18 protein-coding genes and 2 pseudogenes are annotated in these 23,129 nt (G+C 42.9%); 10 read left to right on the top strand and 10 right to left on the bottom strand.

What is annotated here, in order from left to right; genetic code table 11:
* Positions 1-8 precede the first annotated feature (8 nt).
* The 3 genes from DDV21_RS08420 to DDV21_RS08410 all read right to left on the bottom strand — a co-directional run bounded on the left by DDV21_RS08420 (position 9) and on the right by DDV21_RS08410 (position 2,984).
* Positions 9-1,394, bottom strand: coding sequence for a lanthionine synthetase LanC family protein (locus tag DDV21_RS08420; protein ID WP_116877958.1), 1,386 nt, complete (start codon positions 1,392-1,394; stop codon positions 9-11).
* A complete protein-coding gene (locus DDV21_RS08415; RefSeq protein WP_116877957.1) occupies positions 1,395-2,390 on the bottom strand; it encodes a PLP-dependent cysteine synthase family protein in 996 nt (331 codons plus the stop codon).
* A 153-nt stretch (positions 2,391-2,543) separates the two neighbouring features.
* The gene (locus DDV21_RS08410; RefSeq protein WP_116877956.1) at positions 2,544-2,984 is read right to left on the bottom strand and encodes a MarR family winged helix-turn-helix transcriptional regulator; all 441 of its coding nucleotides are present in this window, start codon (positions 2,982-2,984) and stop codon (positions 2,544-2,546) included.
* 122 nt (positions 2,985-3,106) lie between these two features.
* Between DDV21_RS08410 and DDV21_RS08405 the strand changes: the two genes are divergently transcribed.
* The 5 genes and pseudogenes from DDV21_RS08405 (at position 3,107) to DDV21_RS08385 (ending at position 8,274) form a co-directional block, all read left to right on the top strand.
* Positions 3,107-3,565, top strand: a complete 459-nt coding sequence (locus DDV21_RS08405) for a ferritin-like domain-containing protein (protein WP_241964660.1) — start codon at positions 3,107-3,109, stop codon at positions 3,563-3,565.
* 10 nt (positions 3,566-3,575) lie between these two features.
* The gene (gene msrB, locus DDV21_RS08400; protein WP_116877955.1) at positions 3,576-4,016 is read left to right on the top strand and encodes a peptide-methionine (R)-S-oxide reductase MsrB; all 441 of its coding nucleotides are present in this window, start codon (positions 3,576-3,578) and stop codon (positions 4,014-4,016) included.
* Positions 4,017-4,137: 121 nt separating this feature from the next.
* Positions 4,138-5,487, top strand: coding sequence for a dihydrolipoyl dehydrogenase family protein (locus tag DDV21_RS08395; protein WP_116877954.1), 1,350 nt, complete (start codon positions 4,138-4,140; stop codon positions 5,485-5,487).
* A gap of 20 nt (positions 5,488-5,507) precedes the next feature.
* Positions 5,508-5,999 (top strand): annotated as a pseudogene (msrA, locus tag DDV21_RS08390) (peptide-methionine (S)-S-oxide reductase MsrA); the annotation flags it as partial.
* Positions 6,000-6,543: 544 nt separating this feature from the next.
* Positions 6,544-8,274, top strand: coding sequence for a hypothetical protein (locus DDV21_RS08385; protein WP_241964659.1), 1,731 nt, complete (start codon positions 6,544-6,546; stop codon positions 8,272-8,274).
* Between the two features lie 519 nt (positions 8,275-8,793).
* Here DDV21_RS08385 and DDV21_RS08380 read toward each other — a convergent pair.
* Entirely contained in the window at positions 8,794-9,546 is a 753-nt protein-coding gene (locus DDV21_RS08380) for a MurR/RpiR family transcriptional regulator (RefSeq protein WP_116877952.1), read from the bottom strand.
* 160 nt (positions 9,547-9,706) lie between these two features.
* Here DDV21_RS08380 and DDV21_RS08375 point away from each other — a divergent pair, with 160 nt between their 5' ends.
* Both DDV21_RS08375 and DDV21_RS08370 read left to right on the top strand, forming a co-directional pair.
* Positions 9,707-11,578, top strand: a complete 1,872-nt coding sequence (locus DDV21_RS08375; protein WP_116877951.1) for a glucose PTS transporter subunit IIA — start codon at positions 9,707-9,709, stop codon at positions 11,576-11,578.
* Entirely contained in the window at positions 11,575-13,044 is a 1,470-nt protein-coding gene (locus tag DDV21_RS08370) for a glycoside hydrolase family 1 protein (RefSeq protein ID WP_116877950.1), read from the top strand. Before DDV21_RS08375 ends, DDV21_RS08370 begins: the two co-directional genes overlap by 4 nt.
* A 62-nt stretch (positions 13,045-13,106) precedes the next feature.
* On the opposite strand, the gene gloA is transcribed toward DDV21_RS08370, so the two are convergent.
* The 4 genes from gloA to DDV21_RS08350 form a co-directional block, all read right to left on the bottom strand.
* A complete protein-coding gene (gene gloA / locus DDV21_RS08365; protein WP_116877949.1) occupies positions 13,107-13,499 on the bottom strand; it encodes a lactoylglutathione lyase in 393 nt (130 codons plus the stop codon).
* A 603-nt stretch (positions 13,500-14,102) separates the two neighbouring features.
* On the bottom strand, positions 14,103-14,780 hold the full coding sequence (locus DDV21_RS08360) for an NAD(P)H-dependent oxidoreductase (RefSeq protein WP_116877948.1): 678 nt from the start codon (positions 14,778-14,780) through the stop codon (positions 14,103-14,105).
* 69 nt (positions 14,781-14,849) lie between these two features.
* Positions 14,850-15,578, bottom strand: coding sequence for a DUF554 domain-containing protein (locus DDV21_RS08355; RefSeq protein WP_116877947.1), 729 nt, complete (start codon positions 15,576-15,578; stop codon positions 14,850-14,852).
* Between the two features lie 191 nt (positions 15,579-15,769).
* Complete coding sequence (locus DDV21_RS08350) at positions 15,770-16,720, bottom strand: IS30 family transposase (RefSeq protein ID WP_117287770.1); 951 nt, start codon at positions 16,718-16,720, stop codon at positions 15,770-15,772.
* Positions 16,721-17,035: 315 nt separating this feature from the next.
* On the opposite strand from DDV21_RS08350, the gene DDV21_RS08345 reads away from it, so the two are divergent.
* Together DDV21_RS08345 and DDV21_RS08340 are read left to right on the top strand one after the other, a co-directional pair.
* Positions 17,036-17,875, top strand: coding sequence for a PRD domain-containing protein (locus DDV21_RS08345; RefSeq protein WP_116879150.1), 840 nt, complete (start codon positions 17,036-17,038; stop codon positions 17,873-17,875).
* A gap of 29 nt (positions 17,876-17,904) precedes the next feature.
* On the top strand, positions 17,905-19,311 hold the full coding sequence (locus DDV21_RS08340) for a PTS transporter subunit EIIC (RefSeq protein ID WP_116879149.1): 1,407 nt from the start codon (positions 17,905-17,907) through the stop codon (positions 19,309-19,311).
* Positions 19,312-19,433: 122 nt separating this feature from the next.
* Here the strand turns inward: DDV21_RS08340 and DDV21_RS08335 are convergent.
* A pseudogene (locus DDV21_RS08335) lies at positions 19,434-20,686 on the bottom strand (IS110 family RNA-guided transposase).
* Positions 20,687-21,045: 359 nt separating this feature from the next.
* Here DDV21_RS08335 and DDV21_RS08330 point away from each other — a divergent pair.
* Entirely contained in the window at positions 21,046-21,795 is a 750-nt protein-coding gene (locus DDV21_RS08330) for a ChbG/HpnK family deacetylase (protein WP_116879006.1), read from the top strand.
* Between the two features lie 193 nt (positions 21,796-21,988).
* Here DDV21_RS08330 and DDV21_RS08325 read toward each other — a convergent pair whose 3' ends face one another.
* Entirely contained in the window at positions 21,989-23,074 is a 1,086-nt protein-coding gene (locus tag DDV21_RS08325; protein WP_116879005.1) for a M24 family metallopeptidase, read from the bottom strand.
* Between the last annotated feature and the right edge of the window lie 55 nt (positions 23,075-23,129).

Raw genomic sequence — 23,129 nt, 5'->3', positions numbered from 1 at the left:
TTTCTTTTTTAAATCCGAGCTGCAAAGGGATCATCAATTAGCCGTTTCCACTTTAAGCGTTGCTGACTTTCAAATTGATAAAGTTCCAATAATGCTGTTGCTATTCCGGCAGCACCGTCGTAAAAGCCTGTAAACGCAGACAGCTCATCAGGGCTAATCCGATTAAAGGCGATAGAAAAGCGGACTCCGTTTTCAGATTTACTGGCATTCCCAAGGACGACAGCAGCAGATCGTCTGGCTAAATCAAGATAAAGCGTCTCTTTCTTGTCGACATAAAGTCCTAAAAAATGGTGGATAAAACCGGCAGCGCCGCAGCAAAAAGTCGTTGTGTTCCAATAACCGTTAGACTGCTGTTCCGGAGCTCCCCGGCTGAGCAAACCAGCGGTTAACGCCTCCACTTGCTCTAAATAATAGTTATCCTTTGTCAGCTGATATAAATAATAGAAGAAGCGTGATGTCCCAATTGCTCCGTGGCAATTCCCTAAATAAAAAATTTGGCGCTGAGGGCCGTTTGTTCGGTAGGGAATCAAATAGCCCTGTTCTTGGGGCACAGCAAGATTAACCAGAAAGGTTGCTGCATCTTTTGCAGCCTGCAGAAAGTATTGATCGTGAGTCAACTCATATGTTTTTCCGAAAAGATAGCCAGCCCCTGCTGAACCAAATTCCCAGTTAGGAAGATCACGCTTGTCTGAATCAGAAACAGTATTGATTTCCAGCCCATTATCAATATGCCGGTGGCCAGTAGCTATAAGATAGCGGACACCGGATTTAATTGTTTCTAAAAGTCTGCTGCTGGGAAAATGCTGGTAAGCTTTGATGAGAAAGAGCAGGATGCCGCTGTCATGAAAAAGCGGCGAGTCACCCGTCCAGTAAATTCCCTCGTCAGACGGCTTGGCTGTTTCTAAATAGTAATGAGCTATTTCTTGAGCGGATTTTAAAGCTTCTTCATTGTTATAGTTCTCTGCTATTTCAAGCAGAATGAGTCCAATCCCGCCAATACCTCCATAGAGACCTTTACCGGATCCTTTAATGTCAAAAATATCCAGCTTCGTTAAGATCTGCCAATGTTCAGTAAGGTAATGGCTGGCTTTAGTAATAATAGGAAGGTAATCTTTATCATGTGTGACTTGATAGAGTTTGTCATAAAAATATAAAATACCTGCTGAACCGCTGAAAAAATTAGGATTACTGAAATCTGGGATACTGGACTGCGCTTCATTATTAGTATTGCGCCACCAGATGCTATCCTCCGTTTCAACTTTGAACTGATCAATATAATCAGCGGTCTGAATAGCCAGATTCAAATAGTCTTTGGGACTTTTAGCCTGTCTAAGCGGAAAATCCTGACTGTCATGGGAACCTGAATTAGTGTGTTCGAGGCAGTTCTGACACATTTAATTCACCTCCTGGTACATTGGGCTGGAAAGATATTTCATGCCATTGTCTGCAAAGATTAAAACGATGTTTTTTCCTTTGTTTTCGTCCTTTTGAGCGACAGTTTTGGCAGCATGCAAAACAGCACCGGCAGATTCACCCAAGAAGATACCGTCAGTACGGGCCAGTTCAAGACCGGTTTTGTAACCGTCTTCTGCCAGAACATCAATACAGCTGTCATAGTAAAACTGATTTTTTGAAAAGAAGGTCGGCTGGTTCTCCGGTCCGAAACCATCAAAGGCAACAATACCATCAATACTGTTGACATCGGGCTGCTCTGCTGAGGGGCGGGATGCCTTGTCAGGTTCAATGGCAATAATTCTTATATCAGGATTTTTCTGCCGAAAATAGTGTGTCAGACCGGCGATTGTTCCGCCGGTACCGGCAGCCATAATAAGGATATCAACTTGGCCGTCGGTATCTTCCCAAATTTCAGGACCAGTCGTCTGATAATGGGCATCAGGATTAGCTTGATTGCTTACTTGATCAGTATAAAAGTAGCCTTTACTGTCAGCGTATTCCTGAATAACGCGACTGATTTCAGCAGTTTCAAAAGCACCCTTGTCCAACATGGCTGCAATCTCAGGGAAATCTAAAAAACTGCGGAGACGGGCGCCGTAAGCTTTTAAAATTTGGGTACGTTCTGGAGATACACCAGGCTCCAGCAGACACTCAAAATGATATCCCTTAGCAGCCGCAAAGGCAGCTAAAGCAATACCGGTATTTCCGCTGCTGTTATCAACAATTGTATCGCCTTTTTGCAGTTTTCCGGCTTTTTCTGCCTCAATAATCATATTAAGTGCTGCCCTGTCCTTGACACTGCCGCTTGGATTGAGGTATTCCAACTTAGCCAGTAATTTGGCCTGCAAACCGTGTTTTTCTTGAAAATTGCGAAGTTCTACTAAAGGGGTTTTTCCAACCAATTCCGCGATAGATGTTTTAATATTAGCCGTCATAACTCCCTCCCTTTTCGATATATTATTTCTATTGTAACACTTCATCTTTTTTTGCATAGAATAAATTAGTTATGGCAGTGTATAAGAAAAAATAATACCGTATTGCGACAGAAAAAGAGTCAATGAGGAAGAAATTGAATATCAGAATGCCTATTAGTTTCTTTCTTTTAACATTGCAGCTAAATCCTGATGGTCTTTTATCATTTCCCGGAGTTTATCAGCTGGAAAAAAAGTCACTTCTGTTAAACAGCTGTCAAGCACTTTTTCAACTTGAATCTGCAGTTCTTTCCCGTTTTCTGTCAGCTGAACAATCAGCTGACGCTGATCTTTTTCAGGGCGCAGACGCAGCAGATAGTTTTTGTCTTCCAAACGTTTCAACAATGGGGTCAGTGTGTTGCTGGCTAAATCAAGTTTCTCACCCAGTTCCCGCAGAGACTGCCCGTCTTTTTCCCAGAGAGCTAGGAGAACCAGATACTGTGTGTAAGTCAGTCCAAAAGGGCTGAGGCTTTTTTTGTAGAATTGATTGAGCAGACGATTGCTGTTATAAATAGCAAAGCAAAGCTGATTGGCTAAATAAGGCTGTTGTTTTGACATAATAGGTATTTCCTTCGTGTGCGATTGAAATCATCATATCATAAATTTAAATGTTTGACAAGATTGCTAAAAAGCAGTAAACTATAATAAATCGTGTACGATTGAAAAGAGGAGGCGATAAAATGATGGGGAATAATGATCAAATTCAAATGCTACAAAACCTTGGCAATGCTATGCTGGTACAGGCTGATAAGCATCAGCTTATTGCCTTGCAGTTTGCTGCTCAGGGTTTTTCAAAATTAGCCCGGAAATATGAAGAGCATGCCGAAGAAGAACGCGGTTTTGCTCAGCAAATGTTTAACCGTGTTCTGGATTTAGGCGGAAAGCTGTTTTTGACCAAGCAGGAAGCAACTGACCTGCCTGAGACACCTCTGGAACTGTTAAAAGAAGAACTGAGCCTCTCACATGGCGGCCTCAAAGATATCCTGCCTCTTGTCCAAGCTGCAGCAGACGATATCACTACTTATGATATTCTTAAGGAATACTACAAAGATGAGGAAGAAGATATGTACTGGACAGAACAACAATTAGAACTGATTGACACTATCGGCTATGAAAATTGGCTGCTTAAACAGCTCTAAAGGAGATTTTATGACTAATACAGATACAGATAAAGCTTTGCGCGAACGTATAGGCGATTTAGCCTATGAGGTCACTCAAAATGCTGCTACAGAGCGCGCCTTTACCGGCGAATACGATGATTTTTACGAAAAAGGCATCTATGTTGATGTCGTCAGCGGCGAGCCTTTATTTTCATCCTTGGATAAATATGATGCAGGCTGCGGATGGCCTTCTTTCACAAAACCAATCGCCAATCAAAAGGTGACCAACCATCAAGATAATTCTTACGGAATGCACCGTACTGAAGTCCGCAGTCAGAATGCCCAATCGCATCTTGGCCATGTTTTTAATGACGGTCCTTCAGCGGCGGGCGGTCTGCGCTACTGCATTAACTCTGCTGCTTTACGGTTTATCCCTTATGACAAACTGGCAGAAAAAGGCTATGAAGCATATATCAAGCTATTTGACTGACAGATTGCTGCTGTCTGACCGGTTCGTGACTGCCAGCAGTTAAAAATAGCGGGTCAGACTGGAACTGCCAGCGGCTGTTTTCGTTTTAACAGATGCACTTTAAAAAGATGGAGGACTTTTAATGACTTATGACTATGATATCGTCTTTATCGGCTCAGGCCATGCTAGCTGGCATGCTGCGGTGACTCTGGCTCAATCCGGAAAGAAAGTGGCTGTTATTGAAAAAGATATGACAGCAGGGACTTGTACAAACTATGGCTGCAACGCTAAATTTTTGCTGGACAGTCCTTTTGAATTCTTAGATGGTCTTGACCGCTATGAACGAGCAGGAATTGGCACAAAGGGAACGATTAGTTGGGAAGAACTCATGGCTTTTAAAAAGAGGGAGATTCCAACTTATGCGCCGTTTATGGAGGGGATGTTTGCTCAAATGAACATTGATCTTCTCAAAGGCTATGGAAAGCTGCGGGATGAACATACAGTAGCCGTTGATGATAAAGCGATTACTGCAGATTATATCGTTCTGGGGACCGGTCAGCGTCCAGCTCGTCTTAATATTGAAGGCAAGGAACTGCTTCACGACAGCAGGGCATTCCTCGAACTTGACAGCCTGCCAAACCGTATCACTTTTGTCGGCGCAGGAATTATTTCAATGGAATTCGCTACCATGGCCGTTAAACTGGGATCTGAAGTTCATATTGTCGAGTTTGCTGATAAAGCTCTGGCTGCTTATCCGGAAAATGATGTCAGAACTGTCGTCGACAAATTAAGAGCAGAAGGCGTTCAGTTCCACTTTGGCCAAGCTGTTGAAAAAGTGGAAGCACTGGAAGCCGGTCTTCTCCTGACTACGGCTCAAGGACTGGTTATCGAGACCGATTATGTGCTGGATGCTACAGGCCGAATTCCCAATGTTGAAAATCTTGGTTTGGAAGATTTAGGTATTGAATATAACCGTTCAGGTATTGTGGTTAATGATTATCTGCAGACTGCTGTGCCGCACATCTTTGCCAGCGGTGATGTGGTTGATAAAACGATTCCCCGCCTGACACCGACAGCAAGTTTTGAGTCGGATTATATTGCCGACTTTATCTTGGGTGTCAATGAAAAACCTATCAGCTACCCGGTTGTGCCAAATCTGGTCTTCACTTTTCCCCGTATTGCTCAAGTCGGCGTGACAGTGGCAGAGGCCAAGGCAGATCCCGATAACTACAAAATTGTTGAAGTGCCTTTTGGCCAGCAGATTAAATTCCAAACCAAGCTGGAAGATGAAGCGCGTTTTACTTTAATTGTCAATAAAAACAAAGAACTAGCGGGAGCCAGCCTTCTTAGCAATGAAGCCGGTGAAATGATTAATCTCATCACCTTAATGATCAATCAAAAACTTAAGGCCGCTGACCTCAGTCAAATGATTTTTGCCTTTCCTGGGACAAGCAATGCTTTGATTAATGCGGTTAAGACAGCCTTATCGTAATTGGAAAGGAAACTAAAAATATGAAAGAAATTTATCTGGCAGGCGGCTGCTTCTGGGGCGTTGAAGCCTATTTTACTCAAATTGAAGGTGTTTTACAAACGCGTGTCGGCTATGCTAACGGGCAGTCAGATGTGACATCTTACGACCTCATAGCACACACTGACCATGCTGAAACCGTTTATATACAGTATAACCCTGAAATTATTAGCCTGCGAGAAATTCTGCTCTATTACTTCCGCGTCATCGATCCATTTGCAGTCAACCATCAGGGCAACGACTACGGCCGTCAGTACCGAACAGGGATTTACTATGTGGATGAGGCTGACAGGGCCATCGCAGAGCAAGTTATGGAGCAGATTAGCCGGAAATTTGAGGGACGTGCTTTAGCAGTTGAGCTGGAGCCTTTGCAGCATTTTATTGATGCTGAAGATTACCATCAGGCCTATCTAAAGAAAAATCCGAATGGCTACTGCCATATTGACCAAAGTTTGGCAAAAGTCCCTTTGACTGATTCTTGATGTCCGGCAGATTAATTGAGCACAGTGTTAATCAAACATAAAACCGTTAAGAGTGTAAAAGAAATAGAGGGGGTGGGACAAAAGTCTTACCTCTTTTTACTTTTTTAACAGATGAGTTTGGCGCAGCGGTTGCTTGGAAGTTCTTATCCTTTGCAGCGCAAGGGACAGTGTTCTTCCTAATCAACTGTGCGGAGGCGGAGCGACAAAAATGAAATCGTCATTTTAGACAATTTACCGATTGTTGTCCCATACTCTTTTTTTACAGTATATAGCCAGCTCTCTGCCCGGTTCAAGACAGAAAACAGAGACAGGACTGTTTTTTGATATCACTTTTTTCCTGACTGGCATCTTTATATCCGGTCAGCAGTAAATTTCAATGAACTATTGGCAGCCGTTGGCTGCGACTTCCTTTTTATTTGAGTTTTTTCTGAAAAAAGTATACTATAAAAAAGACTCTCTGCGGAAAAACACTATGGGAGAAGCTTTTTATCGTTTTCTTAGCAGAGGAATCTAATAGTATGAAGGATTTACACATAAGATGTTAAAAAAAAGACTTCCCAGAGGACTGTCCAAGGAGTATCTGCTGCCTTTTCTGCTTATTATGCTCTCTTCTTTTTTGCTGATTTTGCCGCAAATACTGACTAAGGGAGTTATAACGGGAAGTGATTTCCTTTTCCATTACAATCGTTTTTATGAGACAGCTCAGCAGATTAAGACTGGAAACTTCAGCTACTTTATTTCTCTTTATGGTTTTCATGGATCGGCCAGGATTATTAATGCCTTATATGGTCCTTATTTTGCCTACGTTCAGGGCTTTATTCTTCTCTTATGTAAAAATTGGTACAACTATCAGCTAATATCGCGTTTTTTGCTGGGCAGTATCGCCGGCCTGTCGATGTACCGTCTGGTCAGACGGGGGGCGGTGCGTTTTCCTCTGGCTCTGCTGGCAGCCCTCTTTTATATGACGACTTTTTCTATTCAGTATTGGACATTCAGGCAGGGATTTTCCAGCTGGGGGGCTGCCTTTATGCCTTGGTGCCTGATTCCTGCTCTTGATTTTATAAAAGAAGAGAGGGTTGATATTCTAAGGCTGGCAGTATCCGTTGCTTTACTGCTGCAGGTTCATGTGCTCAGTGCTTTTTTGCTGATTTTGGCTTATCTTCCGATTTACAGCTATGGTTTTATCCTATCAAAGAAAAAATGGCCCATTTTGCAGCAAGGCCTCTTGGCTGTTTTGCTGAGTCTGGTTCTATCAGCTAATATTTGGGCCGGTATTTTTGAAGTAGGCAGTACGAACAGCTTGGTGGAGCCCTTCATTAACTCCAAGCTCTATATTATGACGGTCAACCAGCGCAGTCTTTATTGGCTGACATCGCCTCTGCCTTTGCTGCTCATTCTGCTCTATCAGCATTATTTTTCTTTTAGACATTGGCGGCATTATGACACACTTTTAAAATCAGTCACCTTTAGTTTTTTTGCTTTCTTAATTTTGTCCAGCAGTATTTTTCCTTGGTACAAGGTCAGTAAGCTCAATCTTTCTTTGGTTAACCTTATTCAGTTTCCTTTCCGCTTTTTTGTCCCTGCGACTGTTTTTCTTTTACTGGCTTTTGCTCTGATTTCAGACCGCTATTTCTTTAAGAAACAGCCTAAAATGACTCTGGGCATACTCAGCGTTTTTCTAGCTTGGGGATTGCTGCAGAATACAGTAACCACATTGGAAAAAATTACTAACTATCATACGTCTGAGACCCCTATTATCAATCAAAAACACCAATTTGTCTACGGCAATGCCGAGGATGTCAAGCGGAGTTTTTACCTGACAGATTTGAATGATTTGCTGCTGCGGGCAATTAAGTCAACGCCGGACTACCTGCCAACGGATAAAACGAATAAAGAAAATAAATATCTTCTGTACGAACGTTATGTCTTTGAAAACAGCAGACTCTTTACCAGCAGTCAGAACGATAACCAGCTCATTCTGAAATGGACTGCCGATAAGGCAGACGACATCAGTCTGCCTATTATCAAATACGGCCATACTCAGCTGGTGCTTAACGGCAAAGTGCTGACAGACAAGGATTACAGTCTTACAGCTATAGGGACACCTAAAGTTAGACAGAGAAAAGGCAGCAACAGTCTGAGAATCAGCTACCAAGCGGCCTGGTGGTTTAAATGGGTTCTTATTGGCAATCTAAGCTCGTGGCTGCTGGTAATCTTGTGGTATTTCTGCAGGCTGCTGAGAAAATCGCTATTTTCTAAAGCGGACTGATATTATAAGAACCCCAAAAATGAGGGTGGGGCAAAAATTAGTAAATTAGCATAACATGACGATTTCGATTTTGCCGCCCCACCTCCGCATAGTTGATTAGAGAGGTCGCTGTCCCTTGCGCAGCAAAGGATAAGAACTTCCAATCAACCGCTGCGCCAAGCTCATCTGTTAAAAAAGTCAAACGAGGCAGGACTTTTGTCCTAGCCTCATTTTTATCATCAAGCTACAAAGGCCGTTAAAAAATCCGTATGAAAATAGGGAAGGACAAGCGATGACCTGCATCGCGACGGACGTCATCTTTTTCACTAGGATTTTAGGCCGTGTTCAATTCATCAAGCTACAAAGGCCGTTTAAAACGCAAAGTAAAAATAGGAGCCTGACCGCCGAGTCACTAAAGACTCAAAGGAGGGAGGGCTATCCTCACAGTGCAGCCACATTCGTACGTCAGCTTGCGCTTCCTACGACTGCGTCTCTTTTTTACACAGCGTTTAGGTTTAGGTGTATTCCATTTTATGCTAATCAGTTTAATTCCTCACGTATTAAATTAAGCAATGTTTCAACAAAAACCATAGGGAGGGACTGTGTATCCACAATAGACTGTTTATTAAAAAGGTTGCCTGGCAGAATAATGGTTGTTGTAAAAAGTTTAGCAACTGGGGCTGTGGCGTTTAAAGTGATAAGAAAAGAATGTTTGGGCATATTGTTTTGTACGGCGGATAAGGCCTGCCTGAAGTTCCCGCTGCTGCCGCTGACCGAAAACATAATTAGGCTGTCTTCTTCATTGATAATATTGGTTAAATGGGCTCCGCTGTTTAAATCGCCGGCAAAATGGCTGGTAATTCCTAAATCCTGCAGCCCCATATGCAGGTATCGAGCCGGCAGAGAGGAATAATAAACTCCAAAAATATGGAGACGGCGCCGTTTTAGAATAGCAGCAATGAGAGTGCGAATCGATTCTCTGTCCATATTTCGGAACTGCCGCATCAGCTGACTATAATCATCAGTCATTTGGTCCAGAATATCAGCAGACGGTCTTTGGTGGTGATGGTGCAGGTAACGGATGGCATCGTAGCGAAAATCCTTAAAACCTTTGTAACCCAAAGTCTGACAAAATCTTAAAACGGCAGCAGTAGATGTCAGAGAGAGTTCCGCAATTTTAGTGATGGTAAAAGTCTCCAGGGTCTCCAGATTGTTAAGAACATAGTGATAAACCTTTAACTCAGCTTTAGCATAATCCGCTTCATGCTGTTTAATGTTTTCAAGAAAATCCATAATTGCCTCCTGTGACTATTTTATAGAGAAACGATAAAAATGTCAAAAAAAGAAGAAAATTTTATCAAAAGAAGTTGACAGCGCTTGCATTTAGATTTATAATGACTTTGTAAAAAGTTTCGGTTTTTTTTGACAAAAATTTCATTAAGAGAGGTGAATTATGGATTATCAAAAATTAGCCCAAGGGATTGTTACAAATGTCGGTGGCCCTGAGAATATCGAAGTCCTTTCGCATTGTATGACCCGTCTGCGTTTTAATTTAAAAGATGTTTCTAAAGCCAGCAAAGAAAATCTAGAAAACCTTGATGGGGTTATCGGTGTTGTCTATGCCGGCGGCCAGTATATGGTTATTCTGGGGCAACATTTGGTTCAGACTTATGATGTTTTGATGAAAGATTATGACATTAAATCGGGCGGCGTCGTTGATGAAAATCTTGATGGCGATCTGGCACCTAAAGAACCTTGGACCTGGCGCAATGCTGGCAACAAAATTATTGGCTTTGTTTCCAATTCTGTGACTCCTATGATTCCGGGTCTGATTGCCGGCGGTATGTTAAAAGTAGCGCTTTTACTGGTTATAACGTTTATCAGTGCCGATTTTGAAAATTCTTCCAGCTATGCTTTGCTGTCTGCCATTGCAGATGCGCCTTTTTACTTTATGCCGGTTTTCGTCGCTTACGGTGCGGCAACAAAGCTCGGCGGTACCCCTATCTATGCCATGGCTGCTGCAGCTTCTTTGCTGCATGGTAATTTTACAGAGCTGGTTGCCCAAGGGGATCCGATCAGTCTTTTCGGCCTGAATGTTCGCCTGCTTTCTTACGGCACCTCTCTTCTTCCGGCTTTGCTGATTGCCATTGTTGCTTATTATGCAGAAAAAGTGCTAAATAAGTTTATCCCTAATATTTTCAAAGCGATTTTTGTGGGAATGGGGACTATTTTTGTGGCGGGAGCCTTAGGCTATCTGATTTTAGGACCTTTAGGCAATATGCTCGGTCAGGGAATTGCAGCAGTCTTTATGTTTTTGGACAGTACCGTTGGACCACTGGCTGTCGGTCTTCTGGCTGCAGTGCTTCCATGGCTGGTTATGGCCGGAATGCATACAGCGCTGACTCCTTTTATGCCGCAGCTCTTAGTAAAACCTGGTTACGACGCCATGCTGCGTCCTGCCTTCCTCATGCACAATATGGCTGAAGGCGGAGCGGTCATCGGCGTTATCGCCCGTACAAAGGATAAAGTCAAGCGCAGTGAATACATTTCGATTGCAATCGGCTGTATAGTTGCCGGTGTCACAGAACCGGCTATTTATGGGGTCAATCTGAAATACAAAAAACCGATGTATGCTGTTATGGCTGGTGGTTTTGCTGGCGGTGTTGTCACCAGTCTTTTGGGAGCCAGAGCTTATGAAATGGGCTATTCCAATGTTCTGGCATTACCGATCTTTGCAGAAACCGCTATGGCTGCTGCTATCGGTATTGTTGTGACTATTATTGCAGCCGCAGTTGTCAGCTTTATCTTGGGAATTGATTCCGAAGCTGAACCAAAACCAGTGACAGAACCTGTCCAGCAAACAGTAGCAGACTCAGCTGTCTTGGCTGTTGCTGATGCAGAGCTGCTGCCTCTTGAACAGGTTAACGATGAAGTTTTTGCTCAGAAGCTTATGGGGGATGGCGTTGCTTTCAAACTGGAAAGCGATTTTATTTCAGCCCCTGCGAACGGCGAGCTGACGACAGTTTTTCCAACCGGACATGCTTTTGGTCTGACTCGTCCAGATGGCGTTGAGCTGCTGGTTCATATCGGTATTAACACTGTTGAATTGAACGGCAAGGGGTTTGATGTTCTGGCTAAAGCCGGCGACAAGGTTCGGGCTGGTCAGCCAATCGTTAAGATTGACCGGGACGTTATTTCCCAGCAAGGCTATGATGCGACAACTATGCTGATTATTACGGATTCGAAAGACAAAACTATTAAACTCCTGACATCCGGTAAGGTGAAACAGGGACAAGTCCTGAATGAGGAGGTGCAGGCTTTATGACTTATGAATTGCCCAAAGGTTTTTTATGGGGCGGTGCAACGGCTGATTTTCAGTATGAAGGCGGTTTCTCTGAAGGCGACCGCGGTCTGTCATCGCACGATTATGAAACAGATGGCTCAAAGGATAATCCCAGACATCATACTATGCAAATGCCGGATGGTGAATTTATCAGGCCCAGAAGTTCGTTTTTCTATGCTGATCCGGTGCCAGCAGAAGCACAGCCTGTCTTTTTGGAAAATGCTTACTATCCCAGCCATCAGGCAGTTGATTTTTATCATCACTATAAAGAAGATATTGCTTTGATGGCGGGTATGGGGTTCAATGTTTTTCGCTTCTCCATTTGCTGGAGCCGTATTTTTCCAACAGGCGAAGAGACAGAACCGAATGAAGCAGGACTTGCTTTTTATGACCGGGTGATTGATGAGATGCTCAAGTACGGTATGGAGCCGCTCATCACTATTTGCCACGATGAGATGCCCATGCATCTGGCCTTAAAATATGATGGCTGGTCGTCGCGCAAAGTCATTGACTGCTATTTAAACTACTGTCGAGTACTGTTTGAACGCTACGGGGGGCGCTGCCGTTATTGGCTGACTTTCAATGAAATCAATGCTGTTCGCGGGTTTGGCCCCTGCGGAACCCGAGAATCAAGCGGCCAGACACATTACCAGGCTGTGCATCACATGTTTGTAGCCAGTGCCAAAGCGGTAAAATTAGGACATGAGCTCATGCCTGACAGTCAGTTTGGCACCATGTATGCGATGAGTGAACTTTATCCGGCCAGCTGTAAACCTGAAGATGTCTTCCACCGTCTGCAGGCACGCCGGGAAAATTGGTATTTTATTGATACAATGGGCCGCGGTTATTACCACCCGTATGCTAAAGATATTTGGAAACGGCGCGGAGTCAAGGAGATTGTAATGGAAGCTGGGGATACAGAGATTCTCTCAGAGGGTCAGCTGGATTTCATCTCTTTCAGCTATTACCGCTCGAATACGACCAAGGCAGGTGATGATTGGTTTACTGTCGGCGGTTCACCTAATCCGTATCTGGAGGAAACGCCTTGGGGCTGGCCGGTTGATCCGCTTGGTTTGCGCCATGTGATGAATGAGATTTACGATAGGATTCAAAAACCAATCTTTATTGTAGAGAATGGCTTGGGAGCTGTTGACGAGCTGGATGCAAACGGCCTTGTCCAAGATGATTACCGTATTGATTACCTGCGTGACCACCTGCAGGCTATGGCAAATGCCATCAATATTGATGGTGTTGACTGTCTGGGTTACACGATGTGGGCACCGATTGATTTGATCTCATTATCAACCGGAGAAATGAAGAAGCGCTATGGCTTCGTTTATGTAGATATGGATGATAAAGGCCAAGGCAGTCTTAAACGAACCCCTAAAAAATCTTATTACTGGATGAAAGAAGTGATTGCTTCCAATGGAGCAAAATTAGCAGAATAAAAAACAAGAGGGACAGACGGCTCTAATTGCTTTGCAATCAGGGCTGTCTGTCCCAAATTTTTTTATTTTTCAACAAACTGACTCAATCGGATAACTTCGATTTTATAACCATCCGGGTCTGTGATAAAGTAGTACATCTTAGGCTTACCGGGCAGACCGGAAAGGTCGGTGACAGTATAGCCCGCTTTTTTATGTGCAGCATGGCTGGCTTCAAGGTCATCAACACCGACAGCAATATGCCCATACCCATCACCGAGATTATACGCATCATGACCGTAATTATAGGTCAGTTCTAATTCATAATCCGGATCATCCGGCAAGGCCAAGTAAACTAAAGTAAATTTGGCATCAGGAAAATCACTGCGGCGAGCCTCCTTAAAACCAAGAGCTTCTTGATAAAAAGCCAACGACTTTTCCAAATCTTTAACACGAATACAAGTATGCAAAAATTTCATAAAACACTCCTTTAATTAAGATACAAAGGCCGTCTAAAAAGCGACTGAAAAATAGGGGCCCAACCGATGTGTTGCAAAACACGAGGGAGAGACATACTCACAGAGCAGCCACATTCGTAAGTCAGCTTGCGCTTCCTACGACTGTGTCTCTTTTTTCCGAGCTTTTAGGCCGTGTTCAGTTCACAAGATACAAAGGCCGTATAAAATTCGTATGAAAAGGCGGTAAGTCCGAAATCTGTGATTTCGCAGACGCACCCCTGTCAGGACGACTAGAAGGGTGCGGTCAGCTGTCAAGACGACAAAGCCTTCAAACGACTACGGCTGGCGGTAAGCCCGAAATCTATGATTTCGCAGACGCACCCCTGTCAAGACGGCTAGAAGGGTGCGGTCAGCTGTCAAGACGACAAAGCCTTCAGACGACTACGGCTGGCGGTAAGCCCGAAATCTATGATTTCGCAGGCAGCACCTTTGCCAAGATGACTAGGAATCAAGACAGACTCCCAGACCATAACGTTCGATGTCTCTCTCCAGACCATAAAGTGAAAAATGAATGGTCAACCTTTCTTAGCAATGACACATTTTACAGTTGCTCTGTAAAAAGGCTTATTCAGAATGATCATAAAAAATAACCTCTGACCGGGGTTTCCGTGAACGCGGATGTTTAGGATCCCGCAGGCGATAACCGAGCGAAAGCATCGAAGCAATGCCTTCTTTTTCCTGATTAATCAGACCGTGCTGGGCTAGTATATCATTAACCTTAGCATAATTAAAGCCTTCGATAGGACAAGAATCAATGCCAATCATTGCTGCCGCCGTCATCATATTGCCCAGAGCGATATAAGTTTGTTTAGCGGTCCAGTCAAAAAGCGCCCTTGGATTATCGGCTGTCTTCATATCATTTTTTTGAAAAGATTCATAGGTGGCTAGGCGTTTTGCAAGTGCTTCGCCTTCACCTAGGCCGCGCCGTACCAGGCTGTTTTTAACAGATTCGGTATCATAGCGGGCATTTTTCTCAGCGATGAGCAAAATGAAATGGCTGGCTGTTTCCAGCTGGTATTCAGCTCCCCACGCAGCATCCTTAAGCGCTTCTTTAATATTTTTATCTTCTAAAACAATGAAACGCCAAGCCTCAAGGCCTATAGAAGAAGGGCTGAGCCAAGCTGTGTCCAAAATATAATCTAGATCTTCCTGAGGAATTTTCTGGTCACTGTAAACACGTACTGCCATGCGAAAATCAAAGGCCGCGCGGACCTGCTTTTTGATATCTTCTTTTGTAGTCATAAAAAACCTCCCTTCTCTCTTATGATAGCATTTTCAGGAAAAACTTACTAGCTTTACATTGTTTAGCATTTACAGGAGCGGTAATATAAACTGGGCCCAAAGATGGGACAAGGGCATCACAATTATCATAGCTGGAATCATATCAGCGGTTGGAAACATCTTAATTTGGACCATGCGGAAACCCGTTGCAAGCATCAAGAATCCTCCGCAAGCCTTGAAGTCTGCAATCATATCAGCTGTTGTCAGCGGTACAATGAACCCCGCAAGGTAAAAAAGACAAGCAAAAATGATAAACTGCGGAATAGCAATGAACGAGACAACATAGCCAAGGCTGCAGGCAAAGATGGCAGCAGTGAAGAAGTCAAGAACAGATTTAGAAATCAAAACCGTAAAATCACCAGTCATTCCGGCGTCCAGACTGCCGTAAATTCCAGTTCCGCTTGCGCAGAAAAGAACAATAATCGTTAATAAGGCTGCCAAAAAATCATCATGCGATAATTCTGTTTGAGCATTTGGCATTACTTTATCAACAGCCTTTTGCATCAGCAGACCGCTTTTATTGATCCAGTCTTCTAAATGAAAAAACAATCCAACTCCAGTTCCGATAACAATTGCAAAAATGACTGCAGGCATATATTTCATCAATCCTATAGATGAGATCCCCATCCCCATAGAACAAACACCAAAAATAAGATTGATCTGTGCTTTGAATCGGCTAGATAGCTTATCACCGATAGAACCACCGATCAGACCGCCCAAAAAAATAGATAAAGAATTAATAATCACTCCGATGGGCATTAATGACCTCCTAATTATATTTGTTAATTATTTTATCACGAAACATTAAAAAAACAATACAGAGAGATAAATTTACTTTGCTGTACTGGTTGAAATAGGATAAATATTTAAACGGTAAGACACAAATATGATATTGGTCTTTGTTTTACTTTATTTAATTATCTGAAATTTGGCTAAATTTCAAGTTGAAGTTAGCCACTGAATACAATTTCTCTAGGTGTCTTGTAGTTTAATATTCGTTTGGGATAATTGTTTATCCACCATTCAATCTGAGTGGCCAGTTTTCTGGTCGCTCTTGTTTTTCCCTTGGGTAGGAAACGTCGAATAAGACGGTTGTGATTCTCATTAGAGCCTCTTTCCCAAGAGCAATAAGGGTGAGCATAGTAGATCTTCTCTTCACTAAAAATCTCGCTTAGTCTAGCAAATTCTGCCCCATTATCAGCTGTGATTGACGTGATCTGATATTCCTGTAAAATGCTCGACAAGGCTTCGTTAACGGTTTGTGCTGTCTTACTGGGCAAGTAACGAATGATTTCATACCTGGTTTTTCGATCTGTTAATGTCAGAAAGCAAGGCGCTTTAGCCCGTGTCTGAACAACCGTATCAATCTCATAATGCCCAGCCTCCAGTCGTTGAGTGATCGCTTCAGGCCGCTCCTCAATCGACTTTCCAACAGGCATGAAATTAGGACTGGCTGTTTTCTTAGGGGATTTGCCTTTTCTTGGATACAGCCTATCTGCCTTAGTCAGCCCCAGGTACCCCTTGTCCATCCAGTAGTATATGGTGGATTGTGGGACGTTGACTTTACGTTTTGAAATCATCTCAGGTGACCACTTCAGCTTGATGTAGTGGACAATGGTTTCCTTGACTTTCTTCGTGAGACTAACAGCTTTACGGCTATTTTTTCGATTAATCTCATACACTTCCTGAGCTCTATCCGCCCTATAAAGCTTCTCAAACTTCCCCTTACGCACCTGTTGGAGGACCAGTCCACGTTTCATCTCGTTGTTTATCGTTTGAGGAGCTTTGCCTAAGAGACCTGCAATCTCACGATTAGATTTCCCTTCTTGCTTCCAGCGTTCAATCAAGCGGCGATCAGCTATTGTCAAGTGCTTGCCTGTTGGTGTATAATGGTCTTGCATCTCTATGTCCTTTACTTGTGTTTTCGTCAACTACAAGTGTAACATAGAGGTGTTTTTTTGCATCTAAGTGGCTAACTTCATTTTAGAACTTTCATATCTGAAATTTGCTGCTGTCCTTTAGAAACTGGTAAAAAAACTGTTGACAACGCTTTCATTTTGGTGTAAAATAGACGTATAATTAAATATGGATTGTAACTCTTCGCAGAGGCATTACCAAGAACATTTCAAGGAAAGGGTGTGGTGTGTCTTCGGAGAGTTTTTTTGCAGTTGGGAGAGAAAATCTCCAACAAAAAATAAATTAAAGGTAGATAGGAAATGAGGGTTGTTAAAAAGATTAATAATAATGTGGCAGAATGTCTTGACAATAAGGGAAATTCCCTAGTGGCTTTTGGCCGAGGTCTCGGTTTTCCAAAAACCCCGTATGAGCTGACGGATTTATCCAAAATCGATATGACATTCTATAAGTTAAATGAGCATTTTGAATTATTGCTAACTGAAATCCCAGAAGATTTAATGCTGCTGAGCGTCGAAATTGTTCAGGAAGCGCAGAAGAAACTGTCTGGCAAACTCAATCCGACTTTGGTTTTCAGCTTAGCTGATCATATTCAGTTTGCTGTCCGCCGTCAGAATGAATTTAAGGAGATGAGAATTCTATTTTCACAGGACATTGCTCAGCTTTATCCAGCTGAAACGCAGTTGGCTGAAGAAGCACTTGTCCGTATCAATAAGGCGCTTAATACAGAGCTCCCCCGCAGTGAGGTGACTAATATCGCCATGCATTTTATTAACAGTCAGACCGATTTTAGTATTGACGATGACAGCCGAAAGATTGAGGAACTCATCGAAATCATCACACAAATTATTGAAGGACAGCTGCAGATATGTATTGAGCGTGATGAATTCAATTACCAGCGTTTTCAGGCTCATGTACGCTATTATCTTAAGCGTTTACGCGAGCAGGAGCATTTTATTGACGGCAATGACGCTATTCTGCAAAATTTACGCCTAAGCCAGCCTGCTATCTACCAAGCCGCTGTCACCATCATGAACTATATCCAGCAAACACAGGGTTTTGTTCAATCTGATGATGAATTGCTTTACCTGATGGTTCATATCAACAGGCTTTATGAAAAGAACAGCGAAAGCTCATCCTAGTTTTTCGCTGCAAAAAGGAGAGAATAATAATGGGAGATACAAATCAACAAATGGCCAAAGACATTCTTGCAGCTGTTGGCGGTAAAGAAAATGTTATCAGTGCCGCACACTGCATGACCCGCCTGCGTTTGAATTTAAAAGACAGTTCGATTCCAAAAAAAGATGAGCTGATGGCTGTTCAAGGCGTTATAGCAGTGGTCGAATCGGGCGGCCAATATCAGGTGGTTATCGGGCAAAATGTGGCTAAAGTCTATCCAGAATTCACTAAATTAGCCGGCATCGCTGCCGAAAAAGCCATTGCAGAAAATTTGGACAGCCAGCGGCCTAAAGAGAAGTGGACTCCAAAACGTGCGGGTTCTGCCATCATGAATTATCTGTCTGGGTCAATGACACCGCTGATTCCTGCTATGATTGGTGCGGCTATGTTTAAAACAGTTCAGGTCGTTATTGGACCTGATTTGCTTCATTTAGTTTCAGCTAAAAGCGATATGTATTTGCTGTGCGGTTTTGTTTACAGTGCTTTCTTCTACTTTCTGCCGATTTTCTTAGGTTTTACAGCGGCAAAGAAGCTGGGCGTCAGCCAGTTGCTGGGAGCTATGCTGGGAGCTTTGCTTTTAGTCCCGGATTTTGTGGCTATGGACGGTCAGACCTTCCATGTTTATGGCTTTCTTCCTGCAACGGTTCATAATTACGGTCAGTCCATTTTACCTATTATCCTGACGGTCTGGGTCATGAGCTATATTGAGCATTTTTTCAAAAAAATCATACCAGATGTTCTGTCAACGATTTTTGTCCCTTTTCTGACACTGTTAGTTATCGTTCCAGTTGAACTGGCCGCCTTGGCACCCTTAGGGAATATTATGGGTGACTTTATCGGCCAGGGACTGATTGGTTTTGGTGACATTGGCGGCTTTATTGCGGTAGCCCTCGTTGCAGCACTTTGGGAATTTTTAGTTATGACTGGTATGCATCAAGTGCTGATCCTCTTTGCCATTGCAGGTATTGCACAAAACGGTTATGATAATTTTGTCACAGTTGCAGGTTTTGCAGCCACTTGGGCAGCTTTTGGCATGGCTTTCGGTGCCTTTCTCAGAATCCGTAATAAGGAACAAAAAGCGACAGCTTTTGGTGCTTTTGTATCAGGTATTTTAGGTGGTGTAACAGAACCGGCCTTATATGGTATCGGAATGCGCTACAAACGTCCCTTTATCGCTTTAGCCATTGGCGGCGGTCTTGGCGGACTATATGCCGGTCTGACAGGTGTAGCTAATTACCTAATGGGAGCAACCAATTTTTTAGCTGTTCTTGGTTTTGTAGGTGGCGGTACGGCGAATATTATTAACGGCTGTATCGGATCCGGCATTGCTTTTTTTGCCACAGCTGTGCTGACTTATCTTATTGGTTTTGAAAAAGAGAGTGAGGCTTTGAAAGTCTAGTGGTAAAAAGTCAAGCAAAAGTTGAATAAGGTTTAGTTGATTTTCTAGAAAACAGGGTGCACAAAAAACATCTAGTGAAAATCGCTTTTTTCACTAGCTTAACCAAGGACTTGTGCCGATAATCACTTATCTTCCATAGGCCTCCTTGGTGGCGTATAGAGTTGGTGGTTGCGTAGTAGCACATCCACCAGACGCACAAATTTTCTAGCGGTTAAGACGATGGCTCTTTTGTGTTGGTGTTTAGGTACTTCTTGATACTTCTTCTTGTAAAAGGCTTGATATTCGCTATCATGTCGTCTCACCGAGTTGGCGGCTTCAACTAAGTCATAACGGAGATAACGATTGCCTCTTTTAACAAGGTCCGTATGTTGAGAGTTAGCGTTTCCAGATTGATTCTGTTTCCAATTCAATCCCGCATATTTAGCGACTTGAGGGTGGTCTTTAAAGCGCTCAATCTGTCCAATTTCAGCGATAATGCCAGCAGCGTACACCTTACCAAGACCAGGTACTGACGTTAAACACTGATATTCAGGAATGACTTCGACCATCTCTTCAATAGCTTTATCCATCTCCTTGATCATTTGTTCAAGATTTCTGATTTCTCGAGCGAGTAAACCAAGAACGACATTGACGGAATCTTGTTGGATTTTAGAGAGACGATAAGAACCATTGATAGCTGCTTGAATAGCTTTAGCTAACTTTTCAGGCGCTTTGAAGCGACCTCTCCCTAGCTTCTGGATAAAGTCCGCTAGGTCTTTGAGAGGAACAGTGGCTAATTCGTCTAGGGTGTAATCTTCGGTCATCAGGGAGATGATAGTGCTAGACCAGAGATTGGTCGTCAGGCTCTCATTCTTGATTTCAGTAGACAAGGTATTGCACTTATAATAAATGTTTTCAATAAAGTGCTGTTTGGTTCTTGTTAGCTGTTCAATAAGTTGTAGCCTCGTTCTGGTTAGATGTTGGAGCGCCACATATTTCTCCTCTTTGAGAAAAGCTGGTGAGAAGCGCTCAGCTCGGAAATAATCGGCAATGTAGAAGGCATCAATGGTATCATTTTTACTTTCTTCAAAGGCTTCCCGATATTTCTTCATCTTATTGGGTTGTTCCACCATGACTTCAACGTTTAAAGCATTTAAGTCGCTATCTTCGCGGAAGAACATGGCAGGATGAAAACTGTAGAGACTAGTAGCTTCCATGCAATGACGATGCGTTCAAAGGCATGGGTTTCATTGAGCTCAAGAACCTGTTTCTTGATTTCAGAAGCACCAACTAGGTCGTTAGTCAGAGAAGCAGTAAATGGCGTTGAGGTATCACTGAGCATGATACAGGTATCACGTTTTGTAGAGCTAACGTCTAAACCGACAAAACATTTCATGTGGAAGGTCTCTTTTCATTTGGATTTGGACGTTTTCTTGACGACTGTAAGGTTCCCCAGAAACACCTTGACCCAACAGCCTCGCCTAAGAGAATTCTGAGCACTGGCTCACCTGCCGCCTGTAGCCTACTAGATACAGAAGTGAGCCTAGTGGAAACAGCTAGTGTGTTGGAAGTAGGGACAAGGCTTGGGTAACAGACTTTCCATTGAAGTCTAAGCAACAAGGAGAAAAAGAAACAACCATGAGTCCATTCCATGACTCTATTGTTCTGGAAAACCTTGCAATAGTCAAGTTATAAAAATTGTCAACACTTGGGATTGAAACATCCCCATAAACTTATTTTACGAGGAGATTAATCATGAAAAAAATACTGTTACGTGCAGATGACCTCGGCTATTCTGAAGCGGTTAATTACGGGATCGAAAAAACCATCAAAGACGGTCTTATCTGCAGTTTGGGAGTCATGGTGAATATGCCAGCCACCCAGCACGGTGTCGATTTGATTAAGGACTGTGATATTGCGCTTGGCCAGCATACCAATATTTGTGCCGGTAAGCCCCTAACGAATCCCGAACTTATTCCAAGTTTGGTTGATGAGAATGGTGACTTTAAATCATCGAAAGTATACCGTTCTGCTAAGGAAGACTTTGTTGTCTTTGAAGAAGCTGTCTTGGAAATTGAAGCGCAGTACCATTGTTTTCTGGAACTTTTCGGCCGGCAGCCGGACTACTTTGAAGGACATGCTGTAGCTTCAGAAAATTTTTTTAGGGGGTTAGAATATGTGGCCGGCAAATACCATTTGAAATATTCCGGTTTTTCTATGGGCGGTGCTCCTCTTACTGTCGGTCAGTCGCAAGTTCAGTTTAATATGGAATCAATGGCGCCAGATTACAATCCTTTTGATATGCTAAAACGTATGGTGGCAAAGGCTGATGAGAAAGTAGTACAGTTAGCCGTTTTTCATCCAGGGTATCTGGATGACGATATTCTGACTCACTCCAGTTTAACGATTCCCCGAACGAAGGAGGTTGCTATGCTAACAAACCCTGACGTCAAACAATGGCTCAGCAGACAAGATGTTGAACTGATTGATTACCGTGATTTATAAAAGTATCAATAATATTTAAGAAGTGATGGGCTGTCTTATTTCTGAAAAATGGGTCTAAGGCTTGCCGATCACTTGGCTTAAACAGTAACTTAGGCAGGGATTTTCCCTGCCTAAGTTACTGTTATACCTAATTTTAAGCTTTTAAACCATTTTTACAGATGTTTTATTAAGAGTGTACAGTCAGTTTTCCTGCCTACCCTTCAAAATACAGCAGCTCTTTTGGTGTTTGTGTAAAGACCTCAAAACCTGTTTTGGTGACATGCCCGCAGTCTTCAATACGGACACCGACTTTTCCAGGAATGTAAATGCCAGGTTCAACAGAGAAGCACATGCCTTCTTCAAGAACCAAATCATTTCCTTCCATGATCGATGGGAATTCGTGAACCTCCATTCCCAGTCCGTGTCCCAGACGGTGGTTAAAATATTCTCCGTATCCGGCCTTTTCAATCACGTTGCGGGCTGCGGCATCAACCTCAGCAGCAGTAACCCCAGGTCTGATAAAATCCTGAGCGGTCAGCTGGGCTTCTAAGCAAAGCTTGTAAATATCTTTCTTAAATTGACTAGGATTACCGACAGCAACCGTACGTGTCATGTCACTGGTATAACCCAGTGTTTCAACCCCCAAATCAAAAAGCAAAAGCGCATCGTTTTCAATTTTATTTCTTCCAGGGATACCATGCGGGTTAGCAGCGTTGTTTCCGGTCAAAACCATTGTGTCAAAACTCATTTTGCTGATGCCCTGTTTTTTCATTTCAAATTCAATCTGAGCAATGATATCTGTTTCTGTAGCTTCCAGTGAAATGTGCTCAAAGCCTATTTGAACCGCTTTGTCCGCAAACTGACCGGCTACCAGCATTTTTTCAATCTCATCTTGTGATTTGATGAGCCGCATTTTTTGGATATATGGTGTTAAATTCTCAAAATGTCCGTCAAAAGCAGTCTGCAGTCCTTGGAATTTTGTAACATTGAGGTTATCGAATTCAGCAAAAACTTTCGCGCTATCAGTTGAAGGCAGACCAGATTTGATTGTTTGCCAAGGATTTTCAAAGTCAGCATAACCAAAAACAGTAAAGTCTAAAACTTGACTTGCGCGTGCTACTTCAAGTGCAGGAACGAAAAGCACTGGTTCACGATCACTGTACACAAAAAGAAACATTTGCCGTTCATGCGGGTCGCAGTAAAAACCTGTTAAATAATTAACGGTTACAGGATCAGACAGAACGGCAATATCAGCCTTTTTGTCATTGAGATAAGAACGGATTTGATCTAATTTTGTCATTAAAACAACCTTCTTCTGATAGGATAAACGAAAAGAGACATACTATCTGCAAGGA

It is taken from the genome of Streptococcus chenjunshii, assembly GCF_003086355.1.
In the GTDB taxonomy this organism is placed as follows: domain Bacteria; phylum Bacillota; class Bacilli; order Lactobacillales; family Streptococcaceae; genus Streptococcus; species Streptococcus chenjunshii.
Note: the sequence above shows the minus strand (reverse complement) of the source record. Positions and strands in the feature narration are given on the sequence as shown.

Coding starts and splice junctions, on each gene's coding strand:
- DDV21_RS08420 (WP_116877958.1), bottom strand. CDS start 1,394: ATGTGTCAGAACTGCCTCGAACACACTAATTCAGGTTCCCATGACAGT.
- DDV21_RS08415 (WP_116877957.1), bottom strand. CDS start 2,390: ATGACGGCTAATATTAAAACATCTATCGCGGAATTGGTTGGAAAAACC.
- DDV21_RS08410 (WP_116877956.1), bottom strand. CDS start 2,984: ATGTCAAAACAACAGCCTTATTTAGCCAATCAGCTTTGCTTTGCTATT.
- DDV21_RS08405 (WP_241964660.1), top strand. CDS start 3,107: ATGATGGGGAATAATGATCAAATTCAAATGCTACAAAACCTTGGCAAT.
- msrB (WP_116877955.1), top strand. CDS start 3,576: ATGACTAATACAGATACAGATAAAGCTTTGCGCGAACGTATAGGCGAT.
- DDV21_RS08395 (WP_116877954.1), top strand. CDS start 4,138: ATGACTTATGACTATGATATCGTCTTTATCGGCTCAGGCCATGCTAGC.
- DDV21_RS08385 (WP_241964659.1), top strand. CDS start 6,544: ATGTTAAAAAAAAGACTTCCCAGAGGACTGTCCAAGGAGTATCTGCTG.
- DDV21_RS08380 (WP_116877952.1), bottom strand. CDS start 9,546: ATGGATTTTCTTGAAAACATTAAACAGCATGAAGCGGATTATGCTAAA.
- DDV21_RS08375 (WP_116877951.1), top strand. CDS start 9,707: ATGGATTATCAAAAATTAGCCCAAGGGATTGTTACAAATGTCGGTGGC.
- DDV21_RS08370 (WP_116877950.1), top strand. CDS start 11,575: ATGACTTATGAATTGCCCAAAGGTTTTTTATGGGGCGGTGCAACGGCT.
- gloA (WP_116877949.1), bottom strand. CDS start 13,499: ATGAAATTTTTGCATACTTGTATTCGTGTTAAAGATTTGGAAAAGTCG.
- DDV21_RS08360 (WP_116877948.1), bottom strand. CDS start 14,780: ATGACTACAAAAGAAGATATCAAAAAGCAGGTCCGCGCGGCCTTTGAT.
- DDV21_RS08355 (WP_116877947.1), bottom strand. CDS start 15,578: ATGCCCATCGGAGTGATTATTAATTCTTTATCTATTTTTTTGGGCGGT.
- DDV21_RS08350 (WP_117287770.1), bottom strand. CDS start 16,720: ATGCAAGACCATTATACACCAACAGGCAAGCACTTGACAATAGCTGAT.
- DDV21_RS08345 (WP_116879150.1), top strand. CDS start 17,036: ATGAGGGTTGTTAAAAAGATTAATAATAATGTGGCAGAATGTCTTGAC.
- DDV21_RS08340 (WP_116879149.1), top strand. CDS start 17,905: ATGGGAGATACAAATCAACAAATGGCCAAAGACATTCTTGCAGCTGTT.
- DDV21_RS08330 (WP_116879006.1), top strand. CDS start 21,046: ATGAAAAAAATACTGTTACGTGCAGATGACCTCGGCTATTCTGAAGCG.
- DDV21_RS08325 (WP_116879005.1), bottom strand. CDS start 23,074: ATGACAAAATTAGATCAAATCCGTTCTTATCTCAATGACAAAAAGGCT.